The organism is Microbispora hainanensis, assembly GCF_006874475.1.
Classification (GTDB): Bacteria; Actinomycetota; Actinomycetes; order Streptosporangiales; family Streptosporangiaceae; genus Microbispora; species Microbispora hainanensis.
Genome location: NZ_VIRM01000063.1, coordinates 24,822 through 51,298, shown reverse-complemented (window position 1 = coordinate 51,298; position 26,477 = coordinate 24,822). Strand labels below are relative to the sequence as shown.

Sequence of the window (26,477 nt, the reverse complement as noted above, 5' to 3'; positions counted from 1 at the left end):
AACTCATCGGCATGCGCTGCAGCGGCTCCGCGGAGGAGATCCTCCTCACCAAATGGCCGGGTTACCTGCTCCGGGTCCCCGAGGGCGCTCTCGATGTGGAGAACTTCGATCAACTCGTCGCGCGGGGGCGCACGGAGCTGAACGAGGGCCGGCCTGGCGATGCCGCCGAGACCTTGCGCCACGCGCTCGGTTTGTGGACCGACTCGCCCCTGGCCAACGTGCCGCAGGGCCGGATCCTCGCGTCGTACGCCGCGAGCCTGGAGGAACAGCGGATGCGCGCCCTGGAGCTGCGTATCCAGGCCGACAGCCAGCTGGGGCGTCACTCCGAGCTCATCGCCGAGCTGCGCGCGCTGGTCGCGGAGCATCCGTTCAATGAATGGCTCCACGGCCAGCTGATCAAGGCCCTGCACCAGGTCGGCAGGCGTAGCGAGGCGTTGCGCGCCTATCAGTCCGTCCGCTCGACCTTGCACAGGGAACTGGGATTGGAGCCTTCCGCGCAGTTACAGCGACTGCAGCACGAGGTGCTCGTCAATGGTCACCGCGAGACCGCGTCCGTCCCCCCTCGGCAACCCGCCGGGCGGGGAGGACGCGGGCGCACCATCAATTGAAGTTCAAAACGGGGATTGAACGGGGTGGATAAATCGGTCCATAAGCGCGGGAGCGCGGACCGCATTCTCAGGGGACGTCACTCATCATCACCGTAGTGGATTGCCGGTTTTGAACTCCGTGCTATCCACCGATTAGTCGTGGCCCTTTTCGCTCCGGCCGACGGTGAAACTTCTACCGCGCTCCGCAGGCGCGGGCACACCTGCGTCATTGGCGCTCGCTGCGGTTGAAGCGCCGTCGGCGGACGGGCCGTGCTGACGGAGGCTTGGAACCGCAGTGAGATTCTTGTAAACCGCAGTGTGGCGGGATGGATGCCGCCTCGTCTCCGCCGGGTGCATCTCGCGATCGGGCGCCGTGGCCGCCCGCCCGGTCGGCGCACCCCGGAGAGCGCGCGTCCGACGAATCCACAACGATCGCCGGCTCGCGTGCCGATGTGGGAACGCTCCAGTCCGGCCGCGGTGAGACGTCCTCACGGTCCTGCCGGGTGCACCAGACATACTGCCCTCTCCCTGGTCTTCCTGGTCGTGGAGCGCCGGGCGCTGAGCCGACTGCCGCGTCCGTGAGGCGGGACTGATGGTCTGGCGCGGTCCACCGCGGGGGCTCGCCGCGAACGCCCTGAAGTAACGCGGCACAGATCCCCAGAGCGGCGGCCGGTCTCTGGGCGGACCGGCGTGTTTGGCTCCCCTACCTGCGGGTAAGGCGGCGCGGACGTGCCCGGATCGCTCCATGGAGGACTTCGCCAATGGATGCCAGCAAGCCCGTCAAGGCCGTCAAGGACGTCGTGGAGAACGCGGCCGAGAAGGTGACCGATTTCCTGGAGCCGGACGTTCCCGGCGCGCCGGCCAGCGCCCCGGCGACCGTCGAGGAGCCGTCGACGCCGCGCGACCCGCTGCCGCCGAAGAAGGAGCAGGGCGCTCCCGCGACCGTCACGCCGACCGGAGCGGAGACCGGCGCGCCCGCCACGTCGAGGGGCCAGCAGGGCGCCTACCTCACCACGGCGCAGGGGGCGCGGCTGCGCGACACCGACCACTCGCTGAAGGCAGGCGAGCGCGGCCCGACCCTGCTGCAGGACCACCACCTGCGCGAGAAGATCACGCACTTCGACCACGAGCGCATCCCCGAGCGCGTCGTCCACGCCCGGGGCGCGGGCGCGCACGGCGTGTTCGAGGCGTACGGCACCGCCTCGGCGGTGACCAGGGCCGGCTTCCTCAAGAAGGGGAAGAAGACCGACGTCTTCGTGCGGTTCTCCACCGTCCTCGGCTCGCGCGGATCGGCCGACACGGTCCGCGACACCCGCGGCTTCGCGACGAAGTTCTACACGGACGAGGGCACCTTCGATCTCGTCGCGAACAACATCCCGGTGTTCTTCATCCAGGACGGCATCAAGTTCCCCGACGTCATCCACGCGGCCAAGCCGCACCCGGACAGGGAGATCCCCCAGGCGCAGAGCGCGCACGACACGTTCTGGGATTTCGTCTCCCTGCACACCGAGGCGCAGCACCACACCATGTGGAACATGTCCGACCGGGGAATTCCGCGCTCCTTCCGGATGATGGAGGGCTTCGGCGTCCACACCTTCCGGCTCGTCAACGAGGCGGGGGAGACGGTGCTGGTCAAGTTCCACTGGAAGCCCAAGCTCGGCGTGCACTCCCTGACCTGGGAAGAGGCGCAGATGCTCAGCGGTATGGACCCCGACTTCCACCGGCGCGACCTGTACGACGCGATCGAGGCCGGCGCCCATCCCGAGTGGGAGCTCGGCATCCAGGTGTTCCCCGACACGCCGGACCAGACCTTCGAGGGCATCGACCTGCTCGACCCGACCAAGATCGTGCCCGAGGAGCTCGCGCCGGTGCAGCCCGTCGGCCGGATGACGCTCGACCGGACGCCGACGAACTTCTTCGCCGAGGTCGAACAGGTCGCCTTCCACGTCGGCCACCTGCCGCCGGGGATCGACGTCACCGACGACCCACTGCTGCAGACGCGGCTGTTCTCCTATCTCGACACCCAGATCACGCGGCTGGGCGGCCCGAACTTCGCGCAGATCCCGATCAATCGTCCGCACTGCCCGGTCAACGACATGCTCCGGGACGGCTTCCACCAGCACGCCGTGCACACCGGGGTCGCGCCGTACCGGCCGAACTCCCTGGACGGCGGCAACCCGTTCGTCGCCGGGGACGCCGAGAACGCGTTCGTCGACATCCCGGTCGAGGTGGCCAGGGCGAGGAAGGTCCGGGCCAACCCCGTGTCCTTCGACGACCACTTCAGCCAGGCCCGCCTGTTCTGGCTGAGCATGTCGCCGGTGGAGAAGGAGCACATCATCCGCGCGTACACCTTCGAGCTGGGCAAGTGCTACGAGCAGGCGATCAAGGAGCGTCAGCTCCGATGCCTGGCGAACATCGACCCGGTCCTCTGCCGGGAGGTCGCCACCGGGCTGGGCCTGCCCGTGCCGGAGCCGGCCCTGCCGCTCGCCGACCCCGCGCCGAGCCCCGCGCTCTCGCAGGTGGGCAAGGAGTGGCCGGGTGACGGCCGCATGGTCGGCATCGTCGCGGACGACGGCGCCGACCTCGACGGCGTACGCGACCTGCGCAGGGACGTGTTCGCCGCCGGCATGGTGCCGCTGCTGATCGCCCCGCACGGCGGGATGCTGGGCGACATGCCCGTGCAGCGGACCTTCGCCACCGCCCGGTCGGTCGAGTTCGACGCCCTGCTGGTGGCGGCCGCCCCGGCGCCGGCCCCCGACGCCCTGCCGGCGCGCGACGCCAAGGCGGGCGCCGGCGACTCCCTCGCGGTCGATCCGCGGGTGACGCTCATGATCGAGGAGTGCTGGCGGCACGCCAAGGTCATCGGCGCCTGGGGCGAGGGCGCGAACCTGCTCGCCCGGTCGGGAGTCTCCGGCACACCGGGCGTGGTGTCCGGTGACTCGGCCACGGAGGTCTTCACCGCCGTGCGGCGGCTGATGGCCGCCCACCGGGTCTGGGAACGGTTCCCCGCCTCGGTGGCCTGACGCCGCGTGCGCTAACCAGTGGTGATCAGTTCGGCGATCCGCGCCTGGTCGGCGTCGGAGGCGAGGAACGCGACGAGCTTCTGCTCGACGTCGTCGGCGGTGAGGAGGACGACGTGCCGCAGTTCGAGCTCGCCGAGCACCGGATGCCGCAGCCGCTTGGTGCCCGAGCTCAGCGGCGGGATGTCGTGCCGCGGCCACCACGCGCGCACCTCCGGGCTGGCGGCCGTGAGCCGGGCGGCGAGCTCCTCGAACCCGGGGTCGCCCTGGTGGCGGGCGGCGGCGGAACGGAAGCGCGCGAGCGGCGCGGACGCCTCCTGCTCCCACTCGGCGAAGACGGTGCGCGCGGCCGGGTCGGTGAACATCCACCAGAGCATGTTGCGGGCCTCGGGCAGGTGCGCCCGCTCGGCGGCGCCGAGGCGCAGCGCGCCGGCCAGCGCGTCGAGGACCTGACGCGAGGGGCGCACGTCGCGGCCCTGCTCCAGGAAGGCGAGGTAGGTCGGGGAGATCGCCGCGAGCGTGGCGACCTCCTCCCGCCGGAGGCCGGGTGTGCGGCGCCGGGCGCCCGGGGGAAGCCCCACGTCGGCCGGGCGCAGGCGGTCTCTCCGGGAACGCAGGAAGTCGCCCAGCTCCCTCAGCCGCGCGGGATCGACGGCATCGGTCATGACGATCCTGATACTGCGGTTACGAGCATGAACGTCCTGTGGTTACGGGGATAAGACGACATTAGCGTCGTCGCGTGACCACACGACCTTCGCCTGCTTCCCACCGGATCCTCACCGAGTCGGTCGAGATGACCGTCGCCGACGGGTCGCGGATGGGCGGCTTCCTCGCCCGCCCCGCGGACCCGGGGCGCTTCCCCGGCGTGGTCGTGGCGATGGAGCTCTTCGGCGTCAGCGCCCACGTCCGCGACGTCTGCGAGCGGCTGGCCGTGGACGGACACGTCGCGCTGGCACCGGACCTCTATCACCGCGACGCCTCCATGGTCGAGCTCCCGCACGACGCGGCGGGCCGGGAGCGCGGCTTCGAACTCCTCCACCGGATGACGCGGGACCATGCGGTGGACGACGTGCGCGCCGCCGTCGGCCACCTGCGTACGCGGGGCTGCGCGCGCGTCGTCCCGCCCGGCCACCGCCGGGCGATCGCGGACGCGCTGGGGGCTGCCGCCGTACGCCACGAGATCGTCGAATATCCCGGCGCCGGTCACGGGTTCTTGTGCGACCGCCGCGACACGTTCGACGCCGCGGCGGCCGGCGACGCCTGGCGGCGCGTACGGGAGCTGCTGGCCGCGGAACTGGTCGAGCAAGGCCCGGCGCACAGCCCGGACGGGGGTCCGGAGAGGAGCCGGTAACGCCCTCGAAATAAGAAACATCGCGGTAACACTCCCGGAAACGCCGTGAAACGGTCGGCGGTGAGTCTCATGGTGCGCCCGTGGCGGATCCGCCGGACGACCACCCCGAGGAGTGTGAGGCGATGACATGCCGGTGAAGGTAGACGGCGGCGCCACGGCCTGGCTCCTGGCCTGCACCGCGCTCGTCCTGCTGATGACGCCCGGCCTGGCCTTCTTCTACGGCGGGATGGTCAGGGCCAAGAGCGTGCTCAACATGATCATGATGAGCTTCGTCTCGATCGCCCTGGTCACCCTCGTCTGGCTGGCCGCCGGCTACAGCCTGGCGTTCGGCCCCGACATCGGGGGCCTGATCGGCGGCCTCGCCCACGTGGGGCTGCACGACATCACCACGGAGTCGGTCACCGGGCAGGTGCCGACGCTGCTGTTCGCGACGTTCCAGCTCACCTTCGCCGTCATCACCGCGGCCCTGATCAGCGGTGCCATCGCCGACCGGGCCCGCTTCTCGGCCTGGATGGTCTTCGTCCCGGTGTGGGCGCTCGTGGTCTACGCGCCCATCGCGCACTGGGTGTGGGGACCCGGCGGCTGGATCCAGAGCATGGGCACGCTCGACTACGCGGGCGGCCTGGTCGTGGAGATCACCTCGGGGGCCTCCGGGCTCGCCATGGCGCTGGTGCTCGGGCCGCGGATCGGGTTCAAGGCCGAGGCCATGCGCCCGCACAACCTGCCCCTGGTGCTGCTCGGCGCCGGGCTGCTCTGGTTCGGCTGGTTCGGGTTCAACGCCGGTTCGGCGCTGGCCGCGAACGGCACCGCCGCCGCCGTCTTCCTCAACACCCTGGCCGCGGGGTGCACCGGCCTGCTGGGCTGGCTGCTGGTGGAGCAGCGCCGCGACGGCCACCCCACCACGTTCGGGGTCGCCTCGGGGGTCGTGGCCGGGCTGGTCGCGATCACCCCGTCGTGCGGCTCGGTCGACGTGCTGGGCGCCCTGGTGATCGGCCTGGCCGCGGGCATGATCTGCTCGCAGGCGGTCGGCTGGAAGTTCCGGCACGGCTACGACGACTCCCTCGACGTGGTCGGCGTGCACCTGGTCGGCGGCGTCGCCGGCACCCTGCTCATCGGGCTGCTGGCCACCCGCACCCTCACCGGCGTCGACGGCCCCCGGGGCCTGCTGTACGGCGGCGGGCTGGCCCAGCTCGGCAAGCAGGCGCTGGCGGTGCCGGTGGTCGCGCTGTACGCCTTCGCGGTCACCTACGGGATCGGCAAGCTGATCCATCGGCTCATGGGCTTCCGGGTGAGCGAGGAGGACGAGGTGTCCGGCGTCGACCTGGCACTGCACGCGGAGACCGCCTACGACCACGGCGTTCTCGACCACGCCGTCCGGCTGCGCACCCACCGCCCCGTGCCGGCGCAGCCGGATCCGCGCCCCACGACCTGATCAACCAGGTTCGTCCGCAATTTCGACGGGTGCGGGCGAGAGCCGGCCCTTGGCGTCGGACGCCGGAGGGCCGGCCGCTCGGCGGTGAGCGGAACGCCTGCCAGGACGCCTACCAGGCGATCGGCATCGTGGTCACGCCGTGTACGACGGTCATGGAGCGGAACTGGGGCTCGCCCGCCAGCCGCAGGCCGGGGAATCTGCTCAGCAGGGCGGGGAACGCGATGCGCATCTCCATGCGGGCCAGGGGAGCCCCGAGGCAGTGATGGATGCCGTGCCCGAACGCGACGTGCCCGATGGCGTCCCGGCGGATGTCCAGCTCATCCGGGTTCGAGAAGAGCCCCGGGTCGCGGTTCGCGGCGGGAAGGGAGCAGATGACGGTCTCGCCGGCGCCGATGGTCTGTCCGCCCAGCCGGACCTCGGTCGTGGTGAGCTTGATCGTGCCGGAATGCACGATGCTCAGCCACCGCAGCAGCTCCTCGACGGCGGCGTCCACCCGGTCGGGCTCGTCGCGCAGCAGCGCGAGCTGGTCGGGGTGCCGCAGCAGGGCGAACGTGCCCAACGACAGCATGTTGGCCGTGGTCTCGTGCCCGGCGAGCAGCAGCAGGCTGCCGATGCCCGAGAGCTCGGTGTCGCTCAGCTCGTCGCCGTGCTCGCGTACGAGCATCCCGAGCAGGTCCTCACCGGGATCCTTCCGGAACATCTTGATCAGGCTCGCGATGTACGCCCGGGACTCCGACGCCGCCGCCGCGCGTTCGTCCGGCGACAGGGACACGTCGAGGATCCGCGTGGACGTGTCCTGGAAACCGGCCCGGTCGGCGTACGGCACGCCCAGCAGCTCGCAGATCACCAGCGAGGGCACCGGGAGGGCGAAGTCGGTCACCAGATCGGCGGGCGGCCCGCCGCGCTCCATGGCGTCCAGATGGTCGTCGACGATCTGCTGGACCCGGGGCTCCAGCCGGCGCATCCGGCGAACCGTGAACTCGGCCGTGAGCATCCGGCGCAGCCGGGTGTGCTCGGGCGGGTCGGAGCCGAGCAGGTTGCCGGCGCGCATCTCGGCGACCTCCTCCGGGCTCGGCGGCGGCGCGCCCGGCGGCCGGAGCGGCGGCACGAGCGCGTTGCTGTACAGCTCGGGATGGCTCAGCACCGTACGGACGTCCTCGAACCTGGTGACCAGCCAGGCGTCGGAGCCGAAGACGGTGCGGATCCGGGCCACCCCTTCGTCGTTCCGCAGCGCGGAGAGCTCTGGGGCGGGATGGAATCCGTCCCGCCGCATGTGCAGAGGCGGGGACATGTCGCGCACGCGACCTCCTCGAGTGACCGGAAGCGTGGTGATCACCTTGCCATAGATCCGACCATAATCGTCCGGTGTCCGCCGTGGACGGCCGTGACACGACTGTGGCGGCCCACGCAGGTGACCCGGCCCGAGCGGCGGCGTCCGATGCCGGACGGCCGGTCGCCGGGCCGGCCGCGGCGGTCAGGCGAGGCGCGCGAGGGCGGTGGTGTAGATCTCGACGGCCTCCTCGATCCGGTGGACCAGGCAGTACTCGTCGGTGACGTGCGCCTGCTCGGGCTCACCCGGGCCGCAGACGACCGTGGGCGCCCCGCCGCAGGCGACGGCGAGGACCGAGGCGTCGGTGAAGTAGCTGGCGGCCGGGCGGTCGCCGGGCGCGCCCGCCCCCGCCTCGACCAGGGTCCGTACGACGGGGTCGTCCGGCTCCGTCCAGATCGCGGGCAGGTCCACGAGCACGTCGAGGGCCGCCTCGTCGCCGAGCGCGGCCTGCAGCCGCTCGCGGAGCCGTCCGTGGTCCTGACCGGCGACGGTGCGCAGGTCGATGGTCGCGGAGGCCAGGTCGGGCACCGAGTTCACGTTGATCCCGCCGCGCACCGTTCCCACGTTCACCGTGGAGGGGCCGAGCCAGGGGTGGTCCGGCACCCCGGGGTCGAACGTCTCGACGGCGCCGATGACGCGGGCGAGCTTGTAGATCGCGTTGTCGCCCAGGTGCGGCATCGAGCCGTGCGCCGTCGTGCCCCGCGTCGTGGCCTCCAGCCAGAGCGCGCCCTTGTGCCCGAGCAGCACCCGGTTGGCGGTCGGTTCGGCCACCAGCAGGGCGCGCGACCTGCTCACCAGGCCCGCGGTCACCATGTCCGCCGCGCCCTCGCAGCCGGTCTCCTCGCCCACGGTGAAGACCATCTCCAGCGCGGTCTTCGGCCCGGTGCGGCGCACGTGCCGCTCGGCGGCGACCACCAGTGCGGCGACGCCGGCCTTCATGTCGCTCGAACCGCGCCCGTACAGGCGGTCGCCGTCGATCTCCGCGCCGTGCGGCGCGTGCCGCCACGCCTGCCCGCCCAGCGGCACCGTGTCGAGGTGCCCGGTCAGCGTCACCGGCTCGCCCGTCCCCCAGCGGGCGACCAGCCCGGTGCGGCCGGGCGCGTGCGCGTGCGTGCGCACCGCGAAACCGGCGTCCGACAGCCGTCTCGCGAGGGGGCCGGCGACCGCGGCCTCGCCTCCGCCCACCGAGTCGATCCTGATCAGCTCGCGTGTCAGCTCGACCGCCTCGTCCACGCGGCCTCCTTCCCTCACTCAGTCCCTCACTCAGTCCGGGACGCCGGCCGCCACCGGCCGGCTGGTCTGCCGCACGACGAGCCTGGGAGCGATGGCGATGCGCTGCGCGGGCCGGGGATCGCCGGCCTTGACCTGGCCGAGCAGGCGCACGGCCTCGGCCGCCATCTCCTCCACCGGCTGGCGCACGGTGCTGAGCGGCGGATCGCACATGGTCGCGTGTCCCACGTCGTCGAATCCCACCACGGCCACGTCCTCGGGGACGCGCCTGCCGCCGAACCGCAGCGACCGCACCAGGCCCACGGCGATCTCGTCGTTCGCGCAGACGACGGCGTCCGGCAGCCGCCCGGCGTCGAGCAGCACGCGCCCGGCCTCGACGCCCCATTCGAGGGTGAACTCGCCCAGCAGCGGCGGCAGAACCTCGACGCCGGTCCGCGCGGCGGCGCGCTCGAAACCGCTGAGCCGCAACCGGGCGGAGGAGCTCACCAGCCGGCTCCCGGCGAAGACCACGGAGCGGGCCCCGCCCGCGATCACATGGTCGACCGCGAGGGCCAGCCCGGCCTCGTCGTCCACGCCCACCCAGTCGGCCCCGCCGCCCTCGATGTAACGGTCGAGCTGCACCAGCGGCACCCGGCGGGCCGCGTCGAGCACCGCCGGGACGCTGGCCTCGATGTCGCACGGGCTGATGATCAGCCCGTCCACGCGCCGGGCCAGCAGGGTCTCCAGCCTGCGCGCCTCGACCTGTGGGCTGTACTGGGACGAGCACAGCAGCAGGTCGGTGCCGGAGTTCTGCAGCTCGCGCTCCACCGCCTCGACGATCGTCGTGAAGAACGGGTTGCCGATGCCCGGCACGACCATCCCGATCGTGCCGGTGGTCTGGTCGCGCAGCGCCTTGGCGACCGCGTTCGGCTGGTAACCGAGCTCGGCCGCGGCGCGCGCCACCCGCTCGGCGACCTCGGGCGTGACCTTGCGCCGCCCCGAGAGGGCACGGGAGGCCGATGCCACGGAGACGCCGGCCGCTCGTGCCACGTCGTGAATCGTCACGCCCATCGTGTAATCGATTTCCCTTGATCTTTACCAACGATCGACCTTGCAGCGTCCTGGACTGCCGGGATCACAAGGAACGATAGAGGTTTGGTGAGGAAACTGCATCTTGACGCTGCTTTTTTGGCCCCACTAGCATGCCCGAAACTCGGGTAATCGATTACCCAACCGGTGACCCATCCCTGCCCGACCCCCCGAAAGGTTCCTCTCTCATGGCTCGATCCACGAGGCTCATCCGCCTGACAGCGGCGACGACGATCCTGGCCACCGGCCTGCTGGCGGCGGCGTGTGGCGGCTCGGACGACTCCGGCGCTTCCGGAGGCTCCGGCGGAGACCGGCCGCGGGTCGGACTGGTCCAGATCAACCAGCAGGCGATCTTCTTCAACGAGATGAACGCCGGCGCCCAGCAGGCGGCGAAGGAGGCGAACGTCGATCTCACGATCTTCAACGCCAACGACGACCCGGCCAAGCAGAACGAGGCCGTCGACAACTTCGTCCAGCAGCAGTTCGACGCGGTCATCGTGGTCGCCATCGACGTCGAGGGCATCAAGCCCGCCGTGAAGATCGCCAAGGACGCCGGACTGAAGGTCGTCGCCGTGGACGCGATCGTCGACTCGCCCGCCGTCGACACCCAGGTGGGCGTGGACAACGCGGCGGCGGCCCGGCAGGCGGGCGAGTTCGTCAACAAGTGGGCTCAGGCGCAGGGACTGAGCGCGCCGAAGATCGGCGTGGTGGGTGCGCTGAACTCCTTCATCCAGAACATCCGCAAGGACGACTTCAACAAGACCGTCGAGGGCGCCGGCGCCAAGATCGTGCAGACGGTCGACGGGCAGAACAAGCAGGAGGCCGCGATGACGGCCGCGGAGAACCTGCTCACCTCCCGGTCCGACATGAACATCGTGTACGCCACCGGCGAGCCGGCCCTGCTCGGCACGGTCGCCGCGGTGAAGTCGCAGAACGCGGCCGACCGGATCAAGGTCTTCGGCTGGGACCTGACCAAGGAGGCCATCGACGGCATCGACGAGGGGTTCGTCGCCGGGGTGGTCCAGCAGGACCCGAAGACCGAGGGCTACGAGGCCGTCAAGGAGGCCAAGGCCCTGATCGGCGGCGCCCAGGCGAAGAAGAAGATCGACGTGCCCGTGACGATCGTGACCAAGGACAACGTCGACCCGTACCGCGCCACCTTCAAGTGAGCGGCGAAGGGACTCGCATGACGGACCAAGAGGCGGGGCGCGCCGACCGGGTGGTCATGCGCGACATCCGCAAGCGCTACGGAATGGTCGACGCGCTGCGCGGCGTGACGCTGCGCGTCGGCCCGGGAGAGGTGGTGGGGCTCGTCGGCGACAACGCCGCCGGCAAGTCCACCCTCATGAAGGTGCTGGCCGGCGCAGTCGTGCCGGACTCCGGCGAGATCGTCTTCGACGGCCGGCCGGTCGCCTTCGCCAGCCCCAAGGACGCCCGCGAACTGGGCATCGAGATGGTCTACCAGGACCTCGCGCTCTGCGACGACATCGACGTGGCCGGGAACCTGTTCCTCGGCAGGGAGCCGCGCAGGGCCGGCGGGATGATGCTCGACGTGCGCAGGATGCACGCGGACGCCCGTCGTCACCTCGACGCCCTGAACATCCGGATCCCGCTGACGGACATCCCCGTCGGAGGGCTGTCCGGCGGACAGCGGCAGGCGGTCGCCATCGCCCGGGCGGTGACGTTCGGCCCCAAACTGCTCATTCTCGACGAGCCGACGGCGGCGCTCGCCGTCGCCGAGGTCGAGACCGTCCTCGAACTGATCAAGACGGTCTCGGCCCAGGACGTCTCGGTGATCCTCATCACGCACCGCCTGCAGGACCTCTTCCGGGTCTGCGACCGGCTGTGCGTCATGTACGAGGGCACGCTCAGGGCCGACCTGGACGCCCGGAGCACCAGCCTCGAACGGCTCGTGTCGGAGATCGTCGCCCACGACGAGGAGGACAAGGAGGGGAGGCGACGGTGACCCCCACCAAGACCGCCACCGGAGCCGGGACCAGCCGGCGGGTCGTCACCACCAGGTCGGCCAGGGCCAGTGCCCACATCGGCCGGCACGCGCAGACGATCGCCATCGCGGCCGTTCTGGTGGTCCTGCTGATTTTCTTCGCGTTCTCCGCCGACCGGTTCGCCACGACCGGCAACATTTTCAACCTGTTGCGGCAGATCGCCCCCACGCTGGTCGTGGCGACCGCGATGACCTTCGTGATCAGCACGTCCGGCATCGACCTGTCGGTCGGGTCCACCGTCGCGCTGTCCGGGTCGCTGCTCGCGATCGTGCTGCAGCACGGGTGGAACCCCACCCTCGCCCTGGTCGCGATCCTCGCGCTCGGCGCGCTGATCGGGTTCGTGAACGGGTGGTTCTCCTCCTACCAGAACATCCCGCCGTTCATCGTCACGCTCGCCATGCTGTCGATCATGCGGGGTACGGCGCTGCGCGCCACCGAGGGCTACTCGACCCCCATCGACGGGGACCTCTGGATCGTCCAGATCGGCCAGGGCCGCATCGCCGGGGTGCCGGTCCCGGCCATCCTCGCCGTGATCATCGCGCTCGTCGGCTGGCTCGTCCTCACCCGGACGCCGTTCGGCCGCTACGTCATCGGCCTCGGCTCCAACGGCGAGTCGCTGCGCCGCGCCGGCGTGAACACGCGGAAGGTCGGGCTGACCGTCTATGTGCTCACCGGCCTGGCGGCGGCGGTCGCAGGCGTGCTGATCGCCACCCGCCTCAGCTCCGGCTCGTCCAACGCCGGATCCGGCTTCGAGCTGGAGGTCATCACGGCCGTCGTGCTCGGCGGCACCAGCCTCTTCGGCGGCCGGGCGAGCATGCTCGGCACGATCCTCGGCGCGCTCACGCTCGGCGTGATCGCCAACGGCCTGGTGCTGCTGCACGTCTCGCCGTTCTACGTGCAGATCGTCCAGGGCGGCATCCTGCTGCTGGCCATCTTCGCCAACAGCAAGGTGTGGGCGAAGTTCGGGGCGATCCGGAAATGACGTCCGCGCCCCTGCCTCCGGCCGTGACGACCGTGACGACGGTGCTCGGCCCGGTGTCCCCCGACGACCTCGGGATCACGCTCTGCCACGAGCACCTGCGCAACGACGGCGCCCGCGCCTGGCATCCCGCCCCCGAGGGCGACGCCGAGGGCGAGCTGATCGCCCGCGACCCCGTACGGATCGAGTTCCTCGGCAGGCTCCGCAACGACCCGTACCTCTCTCGCGACAACGTGTCGCTGGACGACACGGGGACCGCCGTCGAGGAGGTGCGCAGGTTCGCCGGGCGGGGCGGGCGCACCGTGCTCGAAGTGACTCCCGAGGGGATCGGGCGGGCGCCCGCCGAGCTGGTCGCGATCGCCCGTGCCACCGGGCTGAACATCGTCATGGGCTGCGGTTTCTACCTCGAGAAGACCCACCCCGCCCGAGTCCGCTCGATGACCGCCGCGGACATCGCCGACGAGATCGAGCGCGACCTGACCGAAGGCGTCGACGGCGTTCGGGCCGGTGTGATCGGCGAGATCGGCGTCTCGCCGGACTTCACCGCCGAGGAGGAGAAGGTGCTGCGCGGCGCGGCCCGGGCGCAGGCCCGCACCGGCGTGCCGCTCTCGGTCCATCTCCCCGGCTGGGTGCGGCACGGTCACCGCGTGCTCGACGTCGTCGCCGAGGAGGGCGGCCTGCTCGCCGGCACGGTGCTCTCGCACCTGAACCCCAGCGGCGCGGACCGCGACTACCAGGTGTCCCTCGCCCTGCGCGGCGCCTACCTCGGCTACGACATGTGCGGCATGGACTACCTCTATCCGGGCGAGGGCCAGTCTCCCTGCGACGAGGAGAACGCCGCCGCCGTGGCCTGGCTGGTCCGCGCCGGGCTCGGGCACAAGGTCCTGCTCTCCCAGGACGTGTTCCTGAAGACCATGCTCGTGCGCTACGGCGGCACCGGCTACGCCCACATCCTCACCCACTTCGTGCCGCGCCTGCACCGGCACGGGCTGACCGCCGGTGACACCACCCGGCTGCTCGCGGACAACCCGCGCGAGCTCTTCCTCGCCGCCGCGCGCGGCCACTGATCACACACACGAACAGAAGGAGACGATTTCCATGACCCGCGTGCTGGTCGCCGGCGAATCGTGGGTGAGCGTGTCGACCCACTACAAGGGCTTCGACTCGTTCACCTCGACGACCTACCACACCGGAATCGATCCGCTGCGGGACGTCCTGGTCGCCGACGGCATCGAGGTCGACCACCTGCCCGCGCACGATGTGCCCGCGCTGTTCCCCGGCACGCCCGAGGCGCTGGCCGCGTACGACGTGATCGTGCTCTCCGACATCGGGGCCAACAGCATCCTGCTGCACCCCGCCACCTGGCTGGCCAGCGAGAAGACCGTCAACCGGCTCGATCTGCTGGCCGGCTGGGTGGAGCAGGGCGGCGGCCTCGCCATGGCGGGCGGCTACCTGAGCTTCCAGGGCTTCGAGGCGAAGGCCGCGTTCGCCGGCACGGCGGTCGAACGGGTGCTCCCCGCCCGGATCTCCCGCTACGACGACCGCGTCGAGGCCCCGCAGGGCGTGCCCGGCCTGCTCGCCGACGAGACGCACCCCATCGTCGCCGGACTCCCCGCCGAGTGGCCCGACCTGCTCGGTTACAACCGCTTCGCCCTGCCCGACGACGCGACGCTGCTCGCGACCGTCGCCGGCGACCCCCTGCTCGCCGTACGGCAGGCCGGGGCGGGCCGGGCGCTCGCCTGGGCCTCCGACATCGCGCCGCACTGGTGCCCCGACGAGTTCGTCTCCTGGGACGGCTACCGCACGCTGTTCACCCGGGCGGTCCGCTGGCTCGCGAAGGAGATCTGACATGCCGATCCCGGTGATCCTCGACTGCGACCCCGGGCACGACGACGCCATGGCCATCCTGCTCGCGGTGGCCGACCCGGCGATCGACCTGCGCGCGGTCGCGACGGTCGCGGGCAACCAGACGGTGGAGAAGACCGCGCTCAACGCGCGTCGGATGCTGAGCCTGGCAGGCGTCACCGATGTGCCGGTCGCCGCCGGCTGCGACCGCCCGCTCGCGGCGCCGCTGGAGATCGGCGACTACGTGCACGGGGAGAGCGGCCTGGACGGCCCGGCGTTCGGGGAGCCGAGCGTCCCGCTCGACCCCCGCCACGGCGTGGACCTCATCCACGACACGCTGGCGGCCGCCGGCGAGCCGGTGACCGTGGTGGCCATCGGCCCGCTGACGAACATCGCCACCCTGCTGCGCCGCCATCCCGAAGACCGCGAGCGGATCAGGGAAATCGTGATCATGGGGGGCTCCACGGATCGCGGCAACCACACGCCGTACGCGGAGTTCAACGTCTACGCCGATCCGGAGGCGGCGGCGGAGGTGCTGGACAGCGGCGTGCCGACGACATGGGTCGGGCTCAACGTCAGCCACCAGGCGCTGGTCACCGCCGACGTGCTCGCCAGGATCGAGGCGCTCGGCACCCCGCTCGCCCGCGTCTGCGTGGAGCTGCTCACGTTCTTCGGCTCCACCTATCACGAGACCTGGGGGTTCCCCGCGCCGCCGCTGCACGACCCGATCACCGTGGCGTACCTGATCGATCCCACGGTCATGACGTACGAGCGGGTGGGCCTGCGCATCGAGCTGGACGGCCGGCACACCCGGGGCGCGACCGTGGCCGACCTGCACTGCCGCATGGACTGGGAGCCCAACGCGAACGTCGGGATCGGGCTGGATCGCGACCGGTTCTGGGATCTCATGATCGGTGCGATCGAGACGCTCGGCCGGGTCTCCTGAGCGTCGCCGCCCGCGGCGTACGGCAGGCCGGCCACGCGCGCGGGGCGCGACCGGACGAGATGGCAGCACACCGGGCCCCGTACACCGGGCCCCGTACACCGGGCCCCGTACACCGGGCCCCGCGCGCCATGCACCTGACAGCTTGAGACAGGAGGAACGCCATGCGACCGAGAGGTGTCGTCGTCGTCGGGAGCATCTCCGCGGACGTCACCGCCTTCGCCCGCCGGCTTCCCCGCCGGGGGGAGACCGTTCTCGGCGACGACGTCACCGTGAACCTCGGGGGGAAGGGCGCCAACCAGGCGGTCGCCGCCGCTCGTGCGGGAGCGCCCACCTGGCTCGTCGGCTGCGTCGGCACGGACCCGTTCGGCGACATCGTGTCGTCGGCGCTGCGCGCCCACGGGGTGGCGCTGACGGAGGTCCGCTCCGTCGGCAGCCGTACGGGCGTCGCGCACATCAGGGTGGACGCGTCGGGCGAGAACGACATCGTCATGACTCCGCTCGCCAACGCCGAGCTCACCGCCGAGATGGTGGACGAGAGCATCCGGGCCGTGCGCGGCAGAGCGGGCGTGCTGCTCCTCCAGCTCGAGATCCCGGCCGGGGTCGCCTGTCACGCGGCGGAGGCGGCTGCACGGGCCGGGCTGACCGTGGTGCTCGATCCCGCGCCCGCCCAGCCGCTGCCCGACCGGGTGTGGCCGCACGTCGCCGTCGTGACCCCCAACGAGAGCGAGGCCGCCGCGCTGACCGGGGTGGAGGTCGTCGACGTCGAGTCCGCCGAGCGGGCCGCGGCCTGGTTCCTCGACCGCGGAGTGCGGCACGCGCTCATCACGCTCGGATCGGCCGGCGCGCTGTCGGTCACCCCCGAGCGCGCCCGGCACTTCCCGGCCTACCCCGTGACGCCCGTGGACACGACCGCCGCGGGTGACGCCTTCACCGGCTCCTTCGGCGCGGCTCTCGCGGCGGGCCTCGACATCTCCACGGCGATCCGCCGCGGGATGGCCGCCGGGGCCCTGGCGACCACGCTGCCCGGCGCCGGCCCCTCCCTGCCCGACCGGAAGGCGGTGGACGAACTGCTCGATGCCATGGCCGGAGAAACCGCTCACTGAGGCGCCCCGGTCGCAGCGGTGGCCGTCAGCGTGGCCGCCGTCTCCCAGCCCGCCCACGCGGCGGGCCCCGCCGTACAGATCACGAAGATCTACTTCGACTCGCCCGGCTCACCGGACAACGGGGCGAACAGCAGCCTGAACGGCGAGTACGTGCAGATCAAGAACACGACGAAGAAGGCCGTCGGCCTCAAGGACTGGACCGTCCGCGACGACACGAAGCGCTCCGACCATGTCTCCACGTTCGGCCGGTTCACTCTCGGAGCCGGGAAGACGGTCACCCTGCGGACCGGCCGGGGGAAGAACACCTCCACCACCGTCTACTGGGGCAGGAGCGGGGGCACGCTCGCGTACATCTGGAACCAGACCAAGGACAAGGCGTTCCTGCGGAACGCCTCCGGCAAGCTGGTCGACTCCTGCGCGTACAACTCCTCGCGGCAGGACTACAAGATCTGCTGACCGCGGTGCGGCCGTGACGCCCCCCGGCGGGATGCCGCCGGGGGGCGCTTTGTCCGCTCTCGTGCCGTGTGAAACATTCAGCGGTCCCAGCGGGATTTCGACCGGGTTCGCCGCCCTCTCTGTCCTGGTTGCGGCGGAACGGCGTTCCCAGGGTCCACCGGAGCGGGGTGTTAACGCCCGACCGGATCGAGCCCCCGGGGTCGCCGCTCTGGATAGGTCCGTGCATGTCGCATAGCCTCCGGGCACTCGGCACTCCTGCAACGGATGAGGTGTGAATTGATCGCACGCTCGCGAGGACGTCGGCTGACGACGTCGATCGCCATGGCCATCGCGGCGACGGCCGCCGCGCTCCTGCCGCTCAGCCCCGCGCACGCGGCGTACAGCGCCGACCAGCCGGTCTACCTGCAGTTGGTGAGCAACGACGGCAACGCGACGCAGCTGGCCCTCCTCCAGGGCACGGTGGCGTTCGACGACGGGAACACGAAGTATCGCTACTCGCTGACCCTGTGCTGGCAGCACGCCTACCCCGCGCCCTCGTTCCGGGTGGTCGTCAACGGCACGAGCACGTCCTGGCCGACCCAGACCGGCTCGACGAGCCTTCCCGGGTGCCAGCAGACCGCCGTCTACAACAGCGAGGTGAACTTCGGCAGCACCGTCGGCAACGTCCGCTTCGACGTGACCGGCGGATGGTTCGGCAGCAACGGCCAGTACCAGACGCGGACGAAGAGCAGCTACACCTACGACAACCCCTACAACTGAGCCGATTCCGCGACGGGCACGCGCCGGCAGCGGCGCGGGACGGCTGAACGGCGAGGTCCCCGGCGTACGGTTCCACCGTGAACCCCCGACGCCGGGGACCTCGTCGCAAGTCCCGGGCCGCGCCGGCCGTAAGCACTTCGGCACCTCTTGCGATGCTGGAGTCATGACCGATCTCGGGCCTGTGGATCTGGAGCTGCTCGCGGGGTTCGCCGCGAAGATCGATCCGCTCATGCGGGGCGTCCTCGTCAGCGGGGATGTGGAGCAGATGCGCGGCTTGGTCCTCGAAGCGGCGTGGCACTGTACGGAGCCGCCGTACTTCGAGCACCTGTGGGGGGTGGCCGGGCTCTACCGCGCCTGGATGGAAATCGACGACATCCTCGACGGCTGGCCCGTCGACTACGGGGCCGGCACCGACGCCCTGGCCATGCGCGAGTTCAGGCTCGCGGCTCAGGAGTGGCTGGACATGCCGCGGACGGAGACCGGGTTCCGGGACTACGTGCGTCGGTGGGAGACGCGGGTGGCGGAAGACGCGTGGCCCGCACCTGGAGTTTCTGGAAGCCGTGAGGCCAGGTGACCTGGGGCATGACCGGGAGCCTGGCCTGGCGCGTTTCAGGGCGCGTTTCAGGGCGCGAATCACGGCACCCTAACGGGGAAGTCGATTACTCTCGCCGAGAATCTCCCGGTAGCGAGGATCGCCCAGCTTCTCGGCGCGAACGGCGCCGGCGGCGGTCTCGGTGAGCGCGGGCCGCGTCACCACGGTGCCGATCACCACCGTGCCGATCACCACGGTGCCGATCGCCGCGGTGGCGGTCAGGACGCCTGCGACGACTCTTTGTACAGTCTCATTAAGCGGGTCTCCTGGACATGAGATCGGGGGTCCCGTGAAGGCGGGCCGGGTGGAGCCGACACTCGGCCCGCCGCCATGCGAAACGCCTGATGGAAGGCGTACGGATGCTGCCGGGTCCTTGGACGGTCGGAAAGGCGCACCGAGCGGTGTCCGCATGGTCCGGCGAAGAGGCGTAGGCGGCCGGGAAAGGGCTGCGGACCACGATGTCCGTATGGCCCAGGCGAAGAGGCTGGGACGGCGGGGCGAGCGCTCGGCCGGGGACGATAGCCTCGCGGGGTGAGCCGCACCTCTCGTTCCCGCCGGCCGCGCGCCGGCGAGCCCTGTCCCTGTGGCCTGCCTGCCGTCTACGGCGACTGCTGCGGCCGGTTTCACGCGGGACAGTCCGCGCCGACGGCCGAGGCGCTGATGCGTTCGCGCTTCTCCGCGTTCGCGGTCGAGGACGAGGCATACCTGCTGCGAACCTGGCATCCCTCCACCCGCCCCGGGCGGGTCGATTTCGACCCGGGCATGCGGTGGACCGGACTGGAGGTCGAGGCGGCCACGGGCGGGAGCCCGATCCACACCGACGGCACCGTCACCTTCCGCGCCCGCTACGACTACCGGGGACAGCCCGGCGAGATGCGGGAGCAGAGCCGCTTCGTCCGCCATGAAGGCGCCTGGGTCTATCTCGACGCCGTCGGCGAATAAGCCGCCCGAAGGAATGAGCCCTGGCGAAGGCCGGATCGCCAGAAACGGCACTTTCCGGATTTATGCGAATAGTGGCATTTGAGGGCCTGAACGCCTGATGTCCGGCCGGAAGGCATAGCGACAAAAAATGTGCCATGATCCATGCCGCGCTTGGCATGAGCGGGGCCGGGACCATGATGCGGGGTATGAGGTCAACGTTGCTTATGTCCGCGACGAAAGCCCATTGCCGCATGGCCTTGGTAGGTAGGTGCGTTCCACGATGTCTCGCCGCTGCATGTCCCGCTCCCGGCCGCTCGGGGCCCTGACGGCCCGCAGGCTGACGCTGGCTGCTCTGGTGGCCGCGATCGCGTGGAGCGCCGCTGCCCAGGATGCGAGCGCGTTCACGCAGTCCCGAAGCCGTGCTCCGATGAGGGCCAACGGCCACGGGGACGGCGGAGGCCAGGTGGCGTCCGGTGGTACCGCCACGGCGCGGCAGTTCAAGTCGGGCAACGGCAGGTTCAACCAGAATCTCAACGGCGTGTTCGCCCCGACCTTCATGATCGGCCAGCAGCAGACCGGCATCACGAACGGCGGGCGCATCAGCACCCAGGGCGCCTTCTGCGGCCCCGGCCCGAGGAAGTGCAACATCCGGCAGAACATGCCCATCACTTCCAATGGATGGTGATCGCCTTCGACTACGCGTGGGTCGTGTATTCCACGAATGAGGGAGCGTGCTGACTGATATGGCAATGATGCCGTAAGACGCCGCGCGGATCGGGCGCGGGTATCCGTCGCGTCACTAGCCTGAAAAACTCCTGGGCGAAAAGGGGCGGCCCGGAGCGTTGTGGCGGTGACGGGCGGGAGCGCGCGATGAAGTGTCAGCGGTACGGCGGGACGGCCATGAGGAAGATCGGTCTCGGTCTCCTCGCCTGCGCGTCGGTCGTGGCGGCGCTGGCCCCCGCGGGCCCTGCCGCCGAGGCCACACGCACCCCCGGGCGGGAGACGCCGCGCCACCAGGAGTCCGGGCCACACGAGTCCGGCCCACACGAGCCCGGGCCACACGAGCCCGGGCCACAGGAGCCCGGGCAACGGGCCGCGCGGGCCGTCAGGGACGCGGCCGAGTCCGGGCTCACCGCGTCGAGCACCACTACCATCCGCGGTACGCAGCAGGTCATGATCAACGTCGCGACCGGCGGGACCGGCATCCAGAACGCGATGTGCCGGGGCAATCGTGGATGCGACATCGCGCAGGCGCTCGGCATGCCCTCGGCGGCGCCCTCACCCACGCCGGCCCCGGTCGCGGCCCCGCAGGCGAGGCCCAAAGCGAGAGCGGCGACCCGTGGAGGCGCGGGGCCCAAAGTGGGAACGGCGAACCGTGGAGGCGCGGCGACGCGTTCGAAAACGGGATCCCCTGTGGGAACGGCGACGCGTGCCGGAACGGCGAGTCCTGGAGGTACGGCGACGCGTGCGGGAGCGGCGGCCCGGCAGGCGGCGGTCTCCGCGGCCAGGCGGGGGACCGGCCTTCAGGCGGCACGGAATCGGGGCCGCGCGGCCCCGGCGGATCACGGCGAGCGGGCAGGCCGGTAAACGCGGGCCTCCGCCGAGGGCGCCTCCGTTGGTAATCTCAAGACAGGAAAGGGTTTCGGCCCTGTCCTCCCGTCCACGGCCCGCCAACGAGGACCCCTCCGAGTCGTCAGGATCTGCGCACCATGTCGAAAGCCGGTCGGTCCCAAGAGGAGATGCGCCGGCGCAACCTCGGCGATCTGCTGCGGCACGTGCACCTGGCCGGGGCGCTCTCCCGTTCCGAGCTGGCCGACCGGATGGGCCTGAACCGCAGCACGATCATGGCGCTGACCGCCGAGCTGTCCGCGGCGGGCCTGGTCAGCGAGGAACTGCCCGGAGACACCGGCAGGGCGGGCCGGCCGTCGCTGGTGGTCCGCCCGGAGCGCGACCGGGCGCACGTGCTGGCCTTCGACGTCCGGGTCGACCGCCTGGTCGCGGCCCGCGTGGGACTGGGCGGGGAGATCCTCGACCGCAGGGAGGCCGCCCGGCAGCGTACGGGCGCCGACCTGGAGGACGTCGTCGGCGTGCTCGCGGGCTTCGGCCGCGAGCTGCGGCGCGGCGCCCGCGCGGGCTCGGTGTGCGTCGGGGTCGGCGCGGCCTACTGCGGCATGATCCGGCCCGACGACGGCACGGTGCGATACGGACCCTACGTCGGGTGGGTGGACCAGGCGTTCGGCGTCGAGCTCGGCTCCCGGCTGGGGCTGCCGGTGCTCGTCGGCAACGAGGCCCACCTGGGCGCGCTGGCCGAGCGCGACCGCGGCGTCGGCCGCGGCTTCGACAACCTGATCTACCTGCACGGCGACGTCGGCGTGGGCGGCGGAATCATCGTCGGCGGCAAGCTACTCGGCGGCGACGGCGGCTACGGGTGCGAGCTCGGGCACATGGTGGTGAACCCGTACGACGGGCGGCCCTGCATGTGCGGCTCGCGCGGCTGCCTGGAGGCGGAGGTCGGCGAGCACGCCCTGATCGAGGCGGCGGGCCGTTCGGGCGAGCTGAGCGGCCGCGAGGGCGTGCGCGCCGTGGTCGAGGCCGCCGGACGGGGGGACGCGGCGGCCGAGGAGGCGCTGCACCGGATCGGGGACTGGCTGGGCATCGGCGTGGCCAACCTGATCAACCTCTTCAACCCCGGCATGGTGATCTTCGGAGGGATGCTGCGGGACGTGTACCCGGGTTCGGCGGCGCAGGTCGGGCGCAGGGTGGAGACGAACGCGATGCTGATCTCCCGCGAGCAGGTGCGGCTGCGGGTGTCGGCGCTCGGCGACGACGTCACGCTGGTCGGCGCCGCGGAGCTGGCCTTCTCCAGGCTCCTGGCCAACCCTCTCGACGTGCTCGCGGAGATGCGGCGCCGTACGGCGCACCACCGCGCGGCGCCCCGGAAGCGGGCGGTGGCGCTCTAAGGGCGCGGCACCGCACGGGGGGCGGGCCGCCTAAGGGCGCGGCACCGCACGGGGGTCGTGCCCCCGGCCGGTCCGCTCGGGGGCAGGCGGCAGTTCCGCCCAGGGGACAGGACGGACGAACTCGGCGGCGTCGCCGGCGACCGGTCAGGGGCCGGGCACGAGGCCGACGCCGCCGATGATGCCGCCTCCCGGCTTGCCGTCCCATGCGGGCTCCACGGCCTCGGGCCGCCACAGGTGCAGCGGCACGACGCCGGGCTCCAGCATGTGGAGGCCGTCGAGGAAGCCGCGGACCTGGTCCCTGGTGCGCGGCACGATGCCGCCCGCGGTGGTCGCGGTGTAGACGTCGCGGCCCCGCCTGACCGCGTCCTCGTCCAGGTCGCCCTGGCTGATGTGGGAGACCACCAGGTGGCTGCCCGGGACGAGCGGCTCGCGGAACGCGCCGACGACGCGCGCCGCCTCCGCGTCGTCGGTCACGAAGTGGAGGACGGCCAGCATGATCAAGGCGATCGGCTTGGTGAAGTCGAGGTGGGTCAGGACGCCGGGGTGGCCGAGGATCGACTCCGGTTTGCGCAGGTCGCCGTTGATCACGATCGAGCGGGGGTTGTCGGCGAGCAGGGCGCGTGCGTGGGCGAGCACGATCGGGTCGTTGTCGACGTAGACGACCCGGGAGTCCGGCGCCTCGGCCTGCGCCACCTGGTGGACGTTCTCCTGCGTCGGCAGCCCCGTGCCGATGTCGAGGAACTGCCGGATGCCCGCCCGCGCCAGGTGCCGTACGGCCCGCATGAGGAAGGCGCGGTTGGTCCGGGCGACGTCGCGGGCGTTGGGCAGGATGGAGATGATCTTCTCGGCGGCCTCGCGGTCGGACGCGAAGTTGTCCTTGCCGCCCAGGTAGTAGTCGTACATCCGGGCCACGCTCGGCGTGCCGGGGTCCACCACCCACGCGGGCGCCTGCTCCTCGTGCACGCTCTGTCCTCCACTGGTGGGTCGGTACGCGGCATGGGACGAGGTCCATCCTAGAGAGGCGAGTGCCGTTTTTGACCATCTGATCCGACAATCGGCAATGTCGTATGTGCCTATGCAAATGCCCTTCGCCTGGGTAGGGATTGACGCGAGGGGAGGTGACGGGATGGAGCCGCGCGGCGCTCTCGGGCTGCGGATGGTGCTGGCCACCTTCGGGCTGGTCGTGTGTGTCTTCATCGCGATCACGGCGTACGCGGCGGGGCTGTTCGTGGCGGCCTTCGTCGCGACCGTGCTCGCGGTCGTCGCCGCGGCCGACTTCGTCTCGATGGTCCGCCGCCGCGCCGGCCGCTGAGGAGAGGTTCCCGGCGCGGGTTATGGCACGCCGGGCACGCCCCCGTGCCGACAGGGGAGACTCAGCCGGCGGCGAGGGCGCCCATGATGCGGTCTTCGCTGACCTCGGGGCCGGCCAGCTCGCCCACGACCGCGCCGTCGCGCAGGACCACCACGCTGTCGCAGTTCTCCACCAGCTCCGAGACGTCGGAGGAGATCAGCAGGATCGCCAGCCCGTCCACCGCCAGGTCGTCGAGGAGCGACCGCATGGCCATCTTGGTCGTGATGTCGACACCCCGGCTGGGCTCGTCGAGCAGCAGCACCTTCGGATGCATCGCCAGCCAGCGGGCCAGCAGCACCTTCTGCTGGTTGCCGCCGGACAGCTCCCCGGCCGCCTGCCGGGGCGAGACGGCCTGGATTCCCAGCCGCCGCATGAACGTGTCGACGATCCGGTCGAGGTGCGCGTCGGAGACGATCCCCGCGCGCGACAGGCGGGGGAGCGCGGCCAGCGCGATGTTGTCGCGCACCGACAGGGTCGGCACGATGCCCTCGACCCGGCGGTTCTCCGGCACGAGCCCGACACCGGCGCGGATCGCGTTCCTGATCGACCACTTGCCCGCGGGCGCGCCCGCGATCGTCACCTGGCCGGCGTCCACCCGCAGCGCGCCCGCGATCGCCTTCGCGGTCTCGCTGCGCCCCGCGCCGCGCAGCCCGCCGAGGCCGACGACCTCCCCCGTACGCAGGGCGAGGGACACGTCGCGGAGCACGTGGCGGCGGGTCAGCCCGCGGGCTTCGAGCAGGGGCTCGTCCGCGGGCGGGCCGGGCGACTCGCCGGTGACGGCGGCGTCGGCCCGCTCGGCGTGGAAGGGCCGGCCGAGCAGGAGCGAGACCAGCCTGCGGCGGTCGAGGCCGGCGAGCGGCCCGGTGTGCACGACCCGCCCCTCACGCAGCACGGTCACCCGGTCGCAGATCTCGTAGAGCTCGTCGAGCCGGTGGGTGACGTACAGCACCGCCCGGCCCTCGTCGCGGAGCCGGGAGATCGCGCCGAACAGGACGTCCAGCTCGTCGCGCTCCAGTGAGGAGGCGGGCTCGTCCATCACGACGAGCCGAGCGTCCGCGGACGCGGCCCGGGCCAGGGCGACGAGCTGACGCGCGCCGTCGCCGAGCGAGCCGAGCGGCCGGCGCGGGTCGGCGTGCAGGCCGTAGGAGGACAGCAGCTCGGCGGCCCGCGCATGCATGGCGGCGAAGTCGATCAGGCCGAAGCGCCCCCGCGGCTCCCGGCCGAGGAACAGGTTGGCGGCGATGCTCATCGTGGGGACGAGCCCGGCGTCCTGGTGGATCGTGGCGATCCCGAGCCGGGCCGCCTCAGTGGGGGAGGAGAGGGCGATCTCCTCACCGAGGAAGCGCAGCCGGCCGGAGTCCGGCCTGCACACTCCCGAGAGCACCTTGACCAGAGTGGACTTGCCCGCGCCGTTGCCGCCGACGAGCGCGTGGACCTCCCCGGCCCGCAGGGCCAGGGTGACGTGGTCGAGCGCGGGCGCGCCTTGAAAGCTCTTGCAAATACCTGCGGCCTGCAGCACGGTTGCCTCCGCCTCGAATGGTGAGCCCGATAGGAAACAAACCCGTAACGAGGCCGTCACATTCGATCAAATCTGAGCAACGTGCAGGCGGACGCCCTTGCCGCCCAGCTCGTCGAGCACGTCGCGCGGGGCGGCGTCGTCGGTGACCAGATGGTCGATCTGCTCGGCCGACACGGTCTGCACCATCGCGTCGACGCCGATCTTGGTGTGGTCGGCCAGCACGACCACCTCCTCCGCGGCGGCGGCAAGTGCCTGGTCGACGCAGGCGACCTGCATGTTCGGGGTCGACAGGCCGCGGTCGGCGGTGAGCCCGTTGCCGGAGATGAAGGCCCGGCGCACGCGCAGCCCGGCGAGGGACCGCTCGGCCGCGCTGCCGACGAGGGCGAGGATGGGCCCGCGCAGCGTGCCGCCGGTCAGCATCACCTCGATGCGCGGGGAGTTGGCGAGGGCCTGCGCGACCAGCAGCGAGTTGGTCACCACGGCCAGCTCGGTGTGCCTGCTCAGCCTGCGGGCGAACTCCTGGGTGGTGGTCCCCGGGCCGACGACGATCGCGTCCCCGTCCTCCACCAGCGACGCGGCCAGGTCGGCGATGGCCGACTTCTCCGCCGAGGAGAGCGTCACCTTCTGGACGTAGCTGGCCTCCCGGTTCAGGTCGCCGGGCAGGGTGGCGCCGCCGTGGTGGCGGTTGAGCAGGCCCTCCGACTCCAGCGCGCGCAGATCGCGGCGCACGGTGACCTCCGACGACTGCACCGCCTGGGCGAGCTCGCGCAGCGAGACGGCGCCGTTGGCCCGCACCAACTCCAGGATGCGCTGGCGGCGCTCGGCCGCGAACACGGGCCGGCGCCCGTCGCTGTCCGTGTCGACCACGCCCTCACCCTCCGCTGTGACCGGTTTCGATCATAGTCGACCAGCCAAAGCGCCGCACGGCTGACCGGAAATGAACGAATTTGATCTGATCCCTTGACCGATCGGGGCCTGCGGTGCTTATTTGAGGGCGATAACCGACTCGATCCTGTCCGAAT

General features: G+C 71.5%; 26 protein-coding genes. 18 read left to right on the top strand and 8 right to left on the bottom strand.

Features of this window, described 5'->3' with window-relative positions:
* Together FLX08_RS34995 and FLX08_RS34990 are read left to right on the top strand one after the other, a co-directional pair.
* Positions 1 to 608: AfsR/SARP family transcriptional regulator (locus tag FLX08_RS34995; RefSeq protein ID WP_142624548.1), on the top strand; the 608-nt coding region annotated here is incomplete at its 5' end.
* A 740-nt stretch (positions 609 to 1,348) separates the two neighbouring features.
* The gene (locus FLX08_RS34990; RefSeq protein WP_142624547.1) at positions 1,349 to 3,610 is read left to right on the top strand and encodes a catalase; all 2,262 of its coding nucleotides are present in this window, start codon (positions 1,349 to 1,351) and stop codon (positions 3,608 to 3,610) included.
* Positions 3,611 to 3,621: 11 nt separating this feature from the next.
* Here the strand turns inward: FLX08_RS34990 and FLX08_RS34985 are convergent, their stop codons facing one another.
* Positions 3,622 to 4,272, bottom strand: a complete 651-nt coding sequence (locus FLX08_RS34985; protein ID WP_142624546.1) for a helix-turn-helix transcriptional regulator — start codon at positions 4,270 to 4,272, stop codon at positions 3,622 to 3,624.
* A 74-nt stretch (positions 4,273 to 4,346) separates the two neighbouring features.
* Here FLX08_RS34985 and FLX08_RS34980 point away from each other — a divergent pair, with 74 nt between their 5' ends.
* Positions 4,347 to 4,958, top strand: coding sequence for a dienelactone hydrolase family protein (locus FLX08_RS34980; protein WP_208761862.1), 612 nt, complete (start codon positions 4,347 to 4,349; stop codon positions 4,956 to 4,958).
* 127 nt (positions 4,959 to 5,085) lie between these two features.
* Positions 5,086 to 6,390 carry an ammonium transporter gene (locus tag FLX08_RS34975; RefSeq protein ID WP_142624545.1) on the top strand — a complete coding sequence of 435 codons (1,305 nt, stop codon included), beginning with the start codon at positions 5,086 to 5,088 and terminating at the stop codon, positions 6,388 to 6,390.
* 109 nt (positions 6,391 to 6,499) lie between these two features.
* Here FLX08_RS34975 and FLX08_RS34970 read toward each other — a convergent pair whose 3' ends face one another.
* The 3 genes from FLX08_RS34970 to FLX08_RS34960 all read right to left on the bottom strand — a co-directional run bounded on the left by FLX08_RS34970 (position 6,500) and on the right by FLX08_RS34960 (position 10,000).
* A complete protein-coding gene (locus tag FLX08_RS34970) occupies positions 6,500 to 7,681 on the bottom strand; it encodes a cytochrome P450 (RefSeq protein ID WP_142624554.1) in 1,182 nt (393 codons plus the stop codon).
* A 183-nt stretch (positions 7,682 to 7,864) separates the two neighbouring features.
* Positions 7,865 to 8,953 carry a M20 family metallopeptidase gene (locus FLX08_RS34965; RefSeq protein ID WP_142624544.1) on the bottom strand — a complete coding sequence of 363 codons (1,089 nt, stop codon included), beginning with the start codon at positions 8,951 to 8,953 and terminating at the stop codon, positions 7,865 to 7,867.
* 30 nt (positions 8,954 to 8,983) lie between these two features.
* Positions 8,984 to 10,000: a LacI family DNA-binding transcriptional regulator gene (locus FLX08_RS34960; protein ID WP_142624543.1), complete on the bottom strand. Its 1,017-nt coding sequence runs from the start codon at positions 9,998 to 10,000 to the stop codon at positions 8,984 to 8,986.
* 206 nt (positions 10,001 to 10,206) lie between these two features.
* On the opposite strand from FLX08_RS34960, the gene FLX08_RS34955 reads away from it, so the two are divergent.
* The 10 genes from FLX08_RS34955 (at position 10,207) to FLX08_RS34910 (ending at position 18,686) form a co-directional block, all read left to right on the top strand.
* Complete coding sequence (locus tag FLX08_RS34955) at positions 10,207 to 11,187, top strand: substrate-binding domain-containing protein (RefSeq protein WP_142624542.1); 981 nt, start codon at positions 10,207 to 10,209, stop codon at positions 11,185 to 11,187.
* Between the two features lie 17 nt (positions 11,188 to 11,204).
* Positions 11,205 to 11,984 (top strand): ATP-binding cassette domain-containing protein, encoded by a 780-nt coding sequence (locus FLX08_RS34950; protein WP_167530693.1) that lies wholly within the window; start codon positions 11,205 to 11,207, stop codon positions 11,982 to 11,984.
* Positions 11,981 to 13,006, top strand: coding sequence for an ABC transporter permease (locus FLX08_RS34945; protein ID WP_142624541.1), 1,026 nt, complete (start codon positions 11,981 to 11,983; stop codon positions 13,004 to 13,006). The genes FLX08_RS34950 and FLX08_RS34945 overlap by 4 nt, the downstream gene beginning before the upstream one ends.
* Positions 13,003 to 14,070 (top strand): phosphotriesterase family protein, encoded by a 1,068-nt coding sequence (locus FLX08_RS34940; RefSeq protein WP_142624540.1) that lies wholly within the window; start codon positions 13,003 to 13,005, stop codon positions 14,068 to 14,070. The genes FLX08_RS34945 and FLX08_RS34940 overlap by 4 nt, the downstream gene beginning before the upstream one ends.
* A 31-nt stretch (positions 14,071 to 14,101) precedes the next feature.
* On the top strand, positions 14,102 to 14,851 hold the full coding sequence (locus tag FLX08_RS34935; RefSeq protein WP_142624539.1) for a glutamine amidotransferase: 750 nt from the start codon (positions 14,102 to 14,104) through the stop codon (positions 14,849 to 14,851).
* Between the two features lies 1 nt (position 14,852).
* Complete coding sequence (locus tag FLX08_RS34930) at positions 14,853 to 15,794, top strand: nucleoside hydrolase (protein WP_142624538.1); 942 nt, start codon at positions 14,853 to 14,855, stop codon at positions 15,792 to 15,794.
* Positions 15,795 to 15,955: 161 nt separating this feature from the next.
* Positions 15,956 to 16,897, top strand: coding sequence for a ribokinase (locus FLX08_RS34925; RefSeq protein WP_142624537.1), 942 nt, complete (start codon positions 15,956 to 15,958; stop codon positions 16,895 to 16,897).
* 18 nt (positions 16,898 to 16,915) lie between these two features.
* Positions 16,916 to 17,353 (top strand): lamin tail domain-containing protein, encoded by a 438-nt coding sequence (locus tag FLX08_RS34920; protein WP_208761861.1) that lies wholly within the window; start codon positions 16,916 to 16,918, stop codon positions 17,351 to 17,353.
* Positions 17,354 to 17,629: 276 nt separating this feature from the next.
* Entirely contained in the window at positions 17,630 to 18,112 is a 483-nt protein-coding gene (locus tag FLX08_RS34915; RefSeq protein ID WP_142624536.1) for a hypothetical protein, read from the top strand.
* A 163-nt stretch (positions 18,113 to 18,275) separates the two neighbouring features.
* A complete protein-coding gene (locus FLX08_RS34910; RefSeq protein WP_142624535.1) occupies positions 18,276 to 18,686 on the top strand; it encodes a hypothetical protein in 411 nt (136 codons plus the stop codon).
* 69 nt (positions 18,687 to 18,755) lie between these two features.
* On the opposite strand, the gene FLX08_RS40985 is transcribed toward FLX08_RS34910, so the two are convergent.
* On the bottom strand, positions 18,756 to 18,899 hold the full coding sequence (locus tag FLX08_RS40985; RefSeq protein ID WP_167530692.1) for a hypothetical protein: 144 nt from the start codon (positions 18,897 to 18,899) through the stop codon (positions 18,756 to 18,758).
* A 336-nt stretch (positions 18,900 to 19,235) separates the two neighbouring features.
* Between FLX08_RS40985 and FLX08_RS34905 the strand changes: the two genes are divergently transcribed.
* From FLX08_RS34905 to FLX08_RS34895, 3 genes are all read left to right on the top strand, one after another.
* Entirely contained in the window at positions 19,236 to 19,646 is a 411-nt protein-coding gene (locus FLX08_RS34905; protein ID WP_142624534.1) for a YchJ family protein, read from the top strand.
* 274 nt (positions 19,647 to 19,920) lie between these two features.
* Entirely contained in the window at positions 19,921 to 20,310 is a 390-nt protein-coding gene (locus tag FLX08_RS34900) for a hypothetical protein (RefSeq protein ID WP_142624533.1), read from the top strand.
* Positions 20,311 to 21,334: 1,024 nt separating this feature from the next.
* Positions 21,335 to 22,585, top strand: a complete 1,251-nt coding sequence (locus FLX08_RS34895; RefSeq protein ID WP_208761860.1) for an ROK family transcriptional regulator — start codon at positions 21,335 to 21,337, stop codon at positions 22,583 to 22,585.
* A gap of 144 nt (positions 22,586 to 22,729) precedes the next feature.
* On the opposite strand, the gene FLX08_RS34890 is transcribed toward FLX08_RS34895, so the two are convergent.
* Positions 22,730 to 23,548 (bottom strand): SAM-dependent methyltransferase, encoded by an 819-nt coding sequence (locus tag FLX08_RS34890; RefSeq protein ID WP_244313117.1) that lies wholly within the window; start codon positions 23,546 to 23,548, stop codon positions 22,730 to 22,732.
* Positions 23,549 to 23,711: 163 nt separating this feature from the next.
* Here FLX08_RS34890 and FLX08_RS40980 point away from each other — a divergent pair, with 163 nt between their 5' ends.
* Complete coding sequence (locus FLX08_RS40980; protein ID WP_167530689.1) at positions 23,712 to 23,897, top strand: hypothetical protein; 186 nt, start codon at positions 23,712 to 23,714, stop codon at positions 23,895 to 23,897.
* Between the two features lie 61 nt (positions 23,898 to 23,958).
* Here the strand turns inward: FLX08_RS40980 and FLX08_RS34885 are convergent, their stop codons facing one another.
* On the bottom strand, positions 23,959 to 25,455 hold the full coding sequence (locus FLX08_RS34885) for a sugar ABC transporter ATP-binding protein (RefSeq protein WP_244313116.1): 1,497 nt from the start codon (positions 25,453 to 25,455) through the stop codon (positions 23,959 to 23,961).
* A gap of 66 nt (positions 25,456 to 25,521) precedes the next feature.
* On the bottom strand, positions 25,522 to 26,322 hold the full coding sequence (locus tag FLX08_RS34880; RefSeq protein WP_208761859.1) for a DeoR/GlpR family DNA-binding transcription regulator: 801 nt from the start codon (positions 26,320 to 26,322) through the stop codon (positions 25,522 to 25,524).
* Between the last annotated feature and the right edge of the window lie 155 nt (positions 26,323 to 26,477).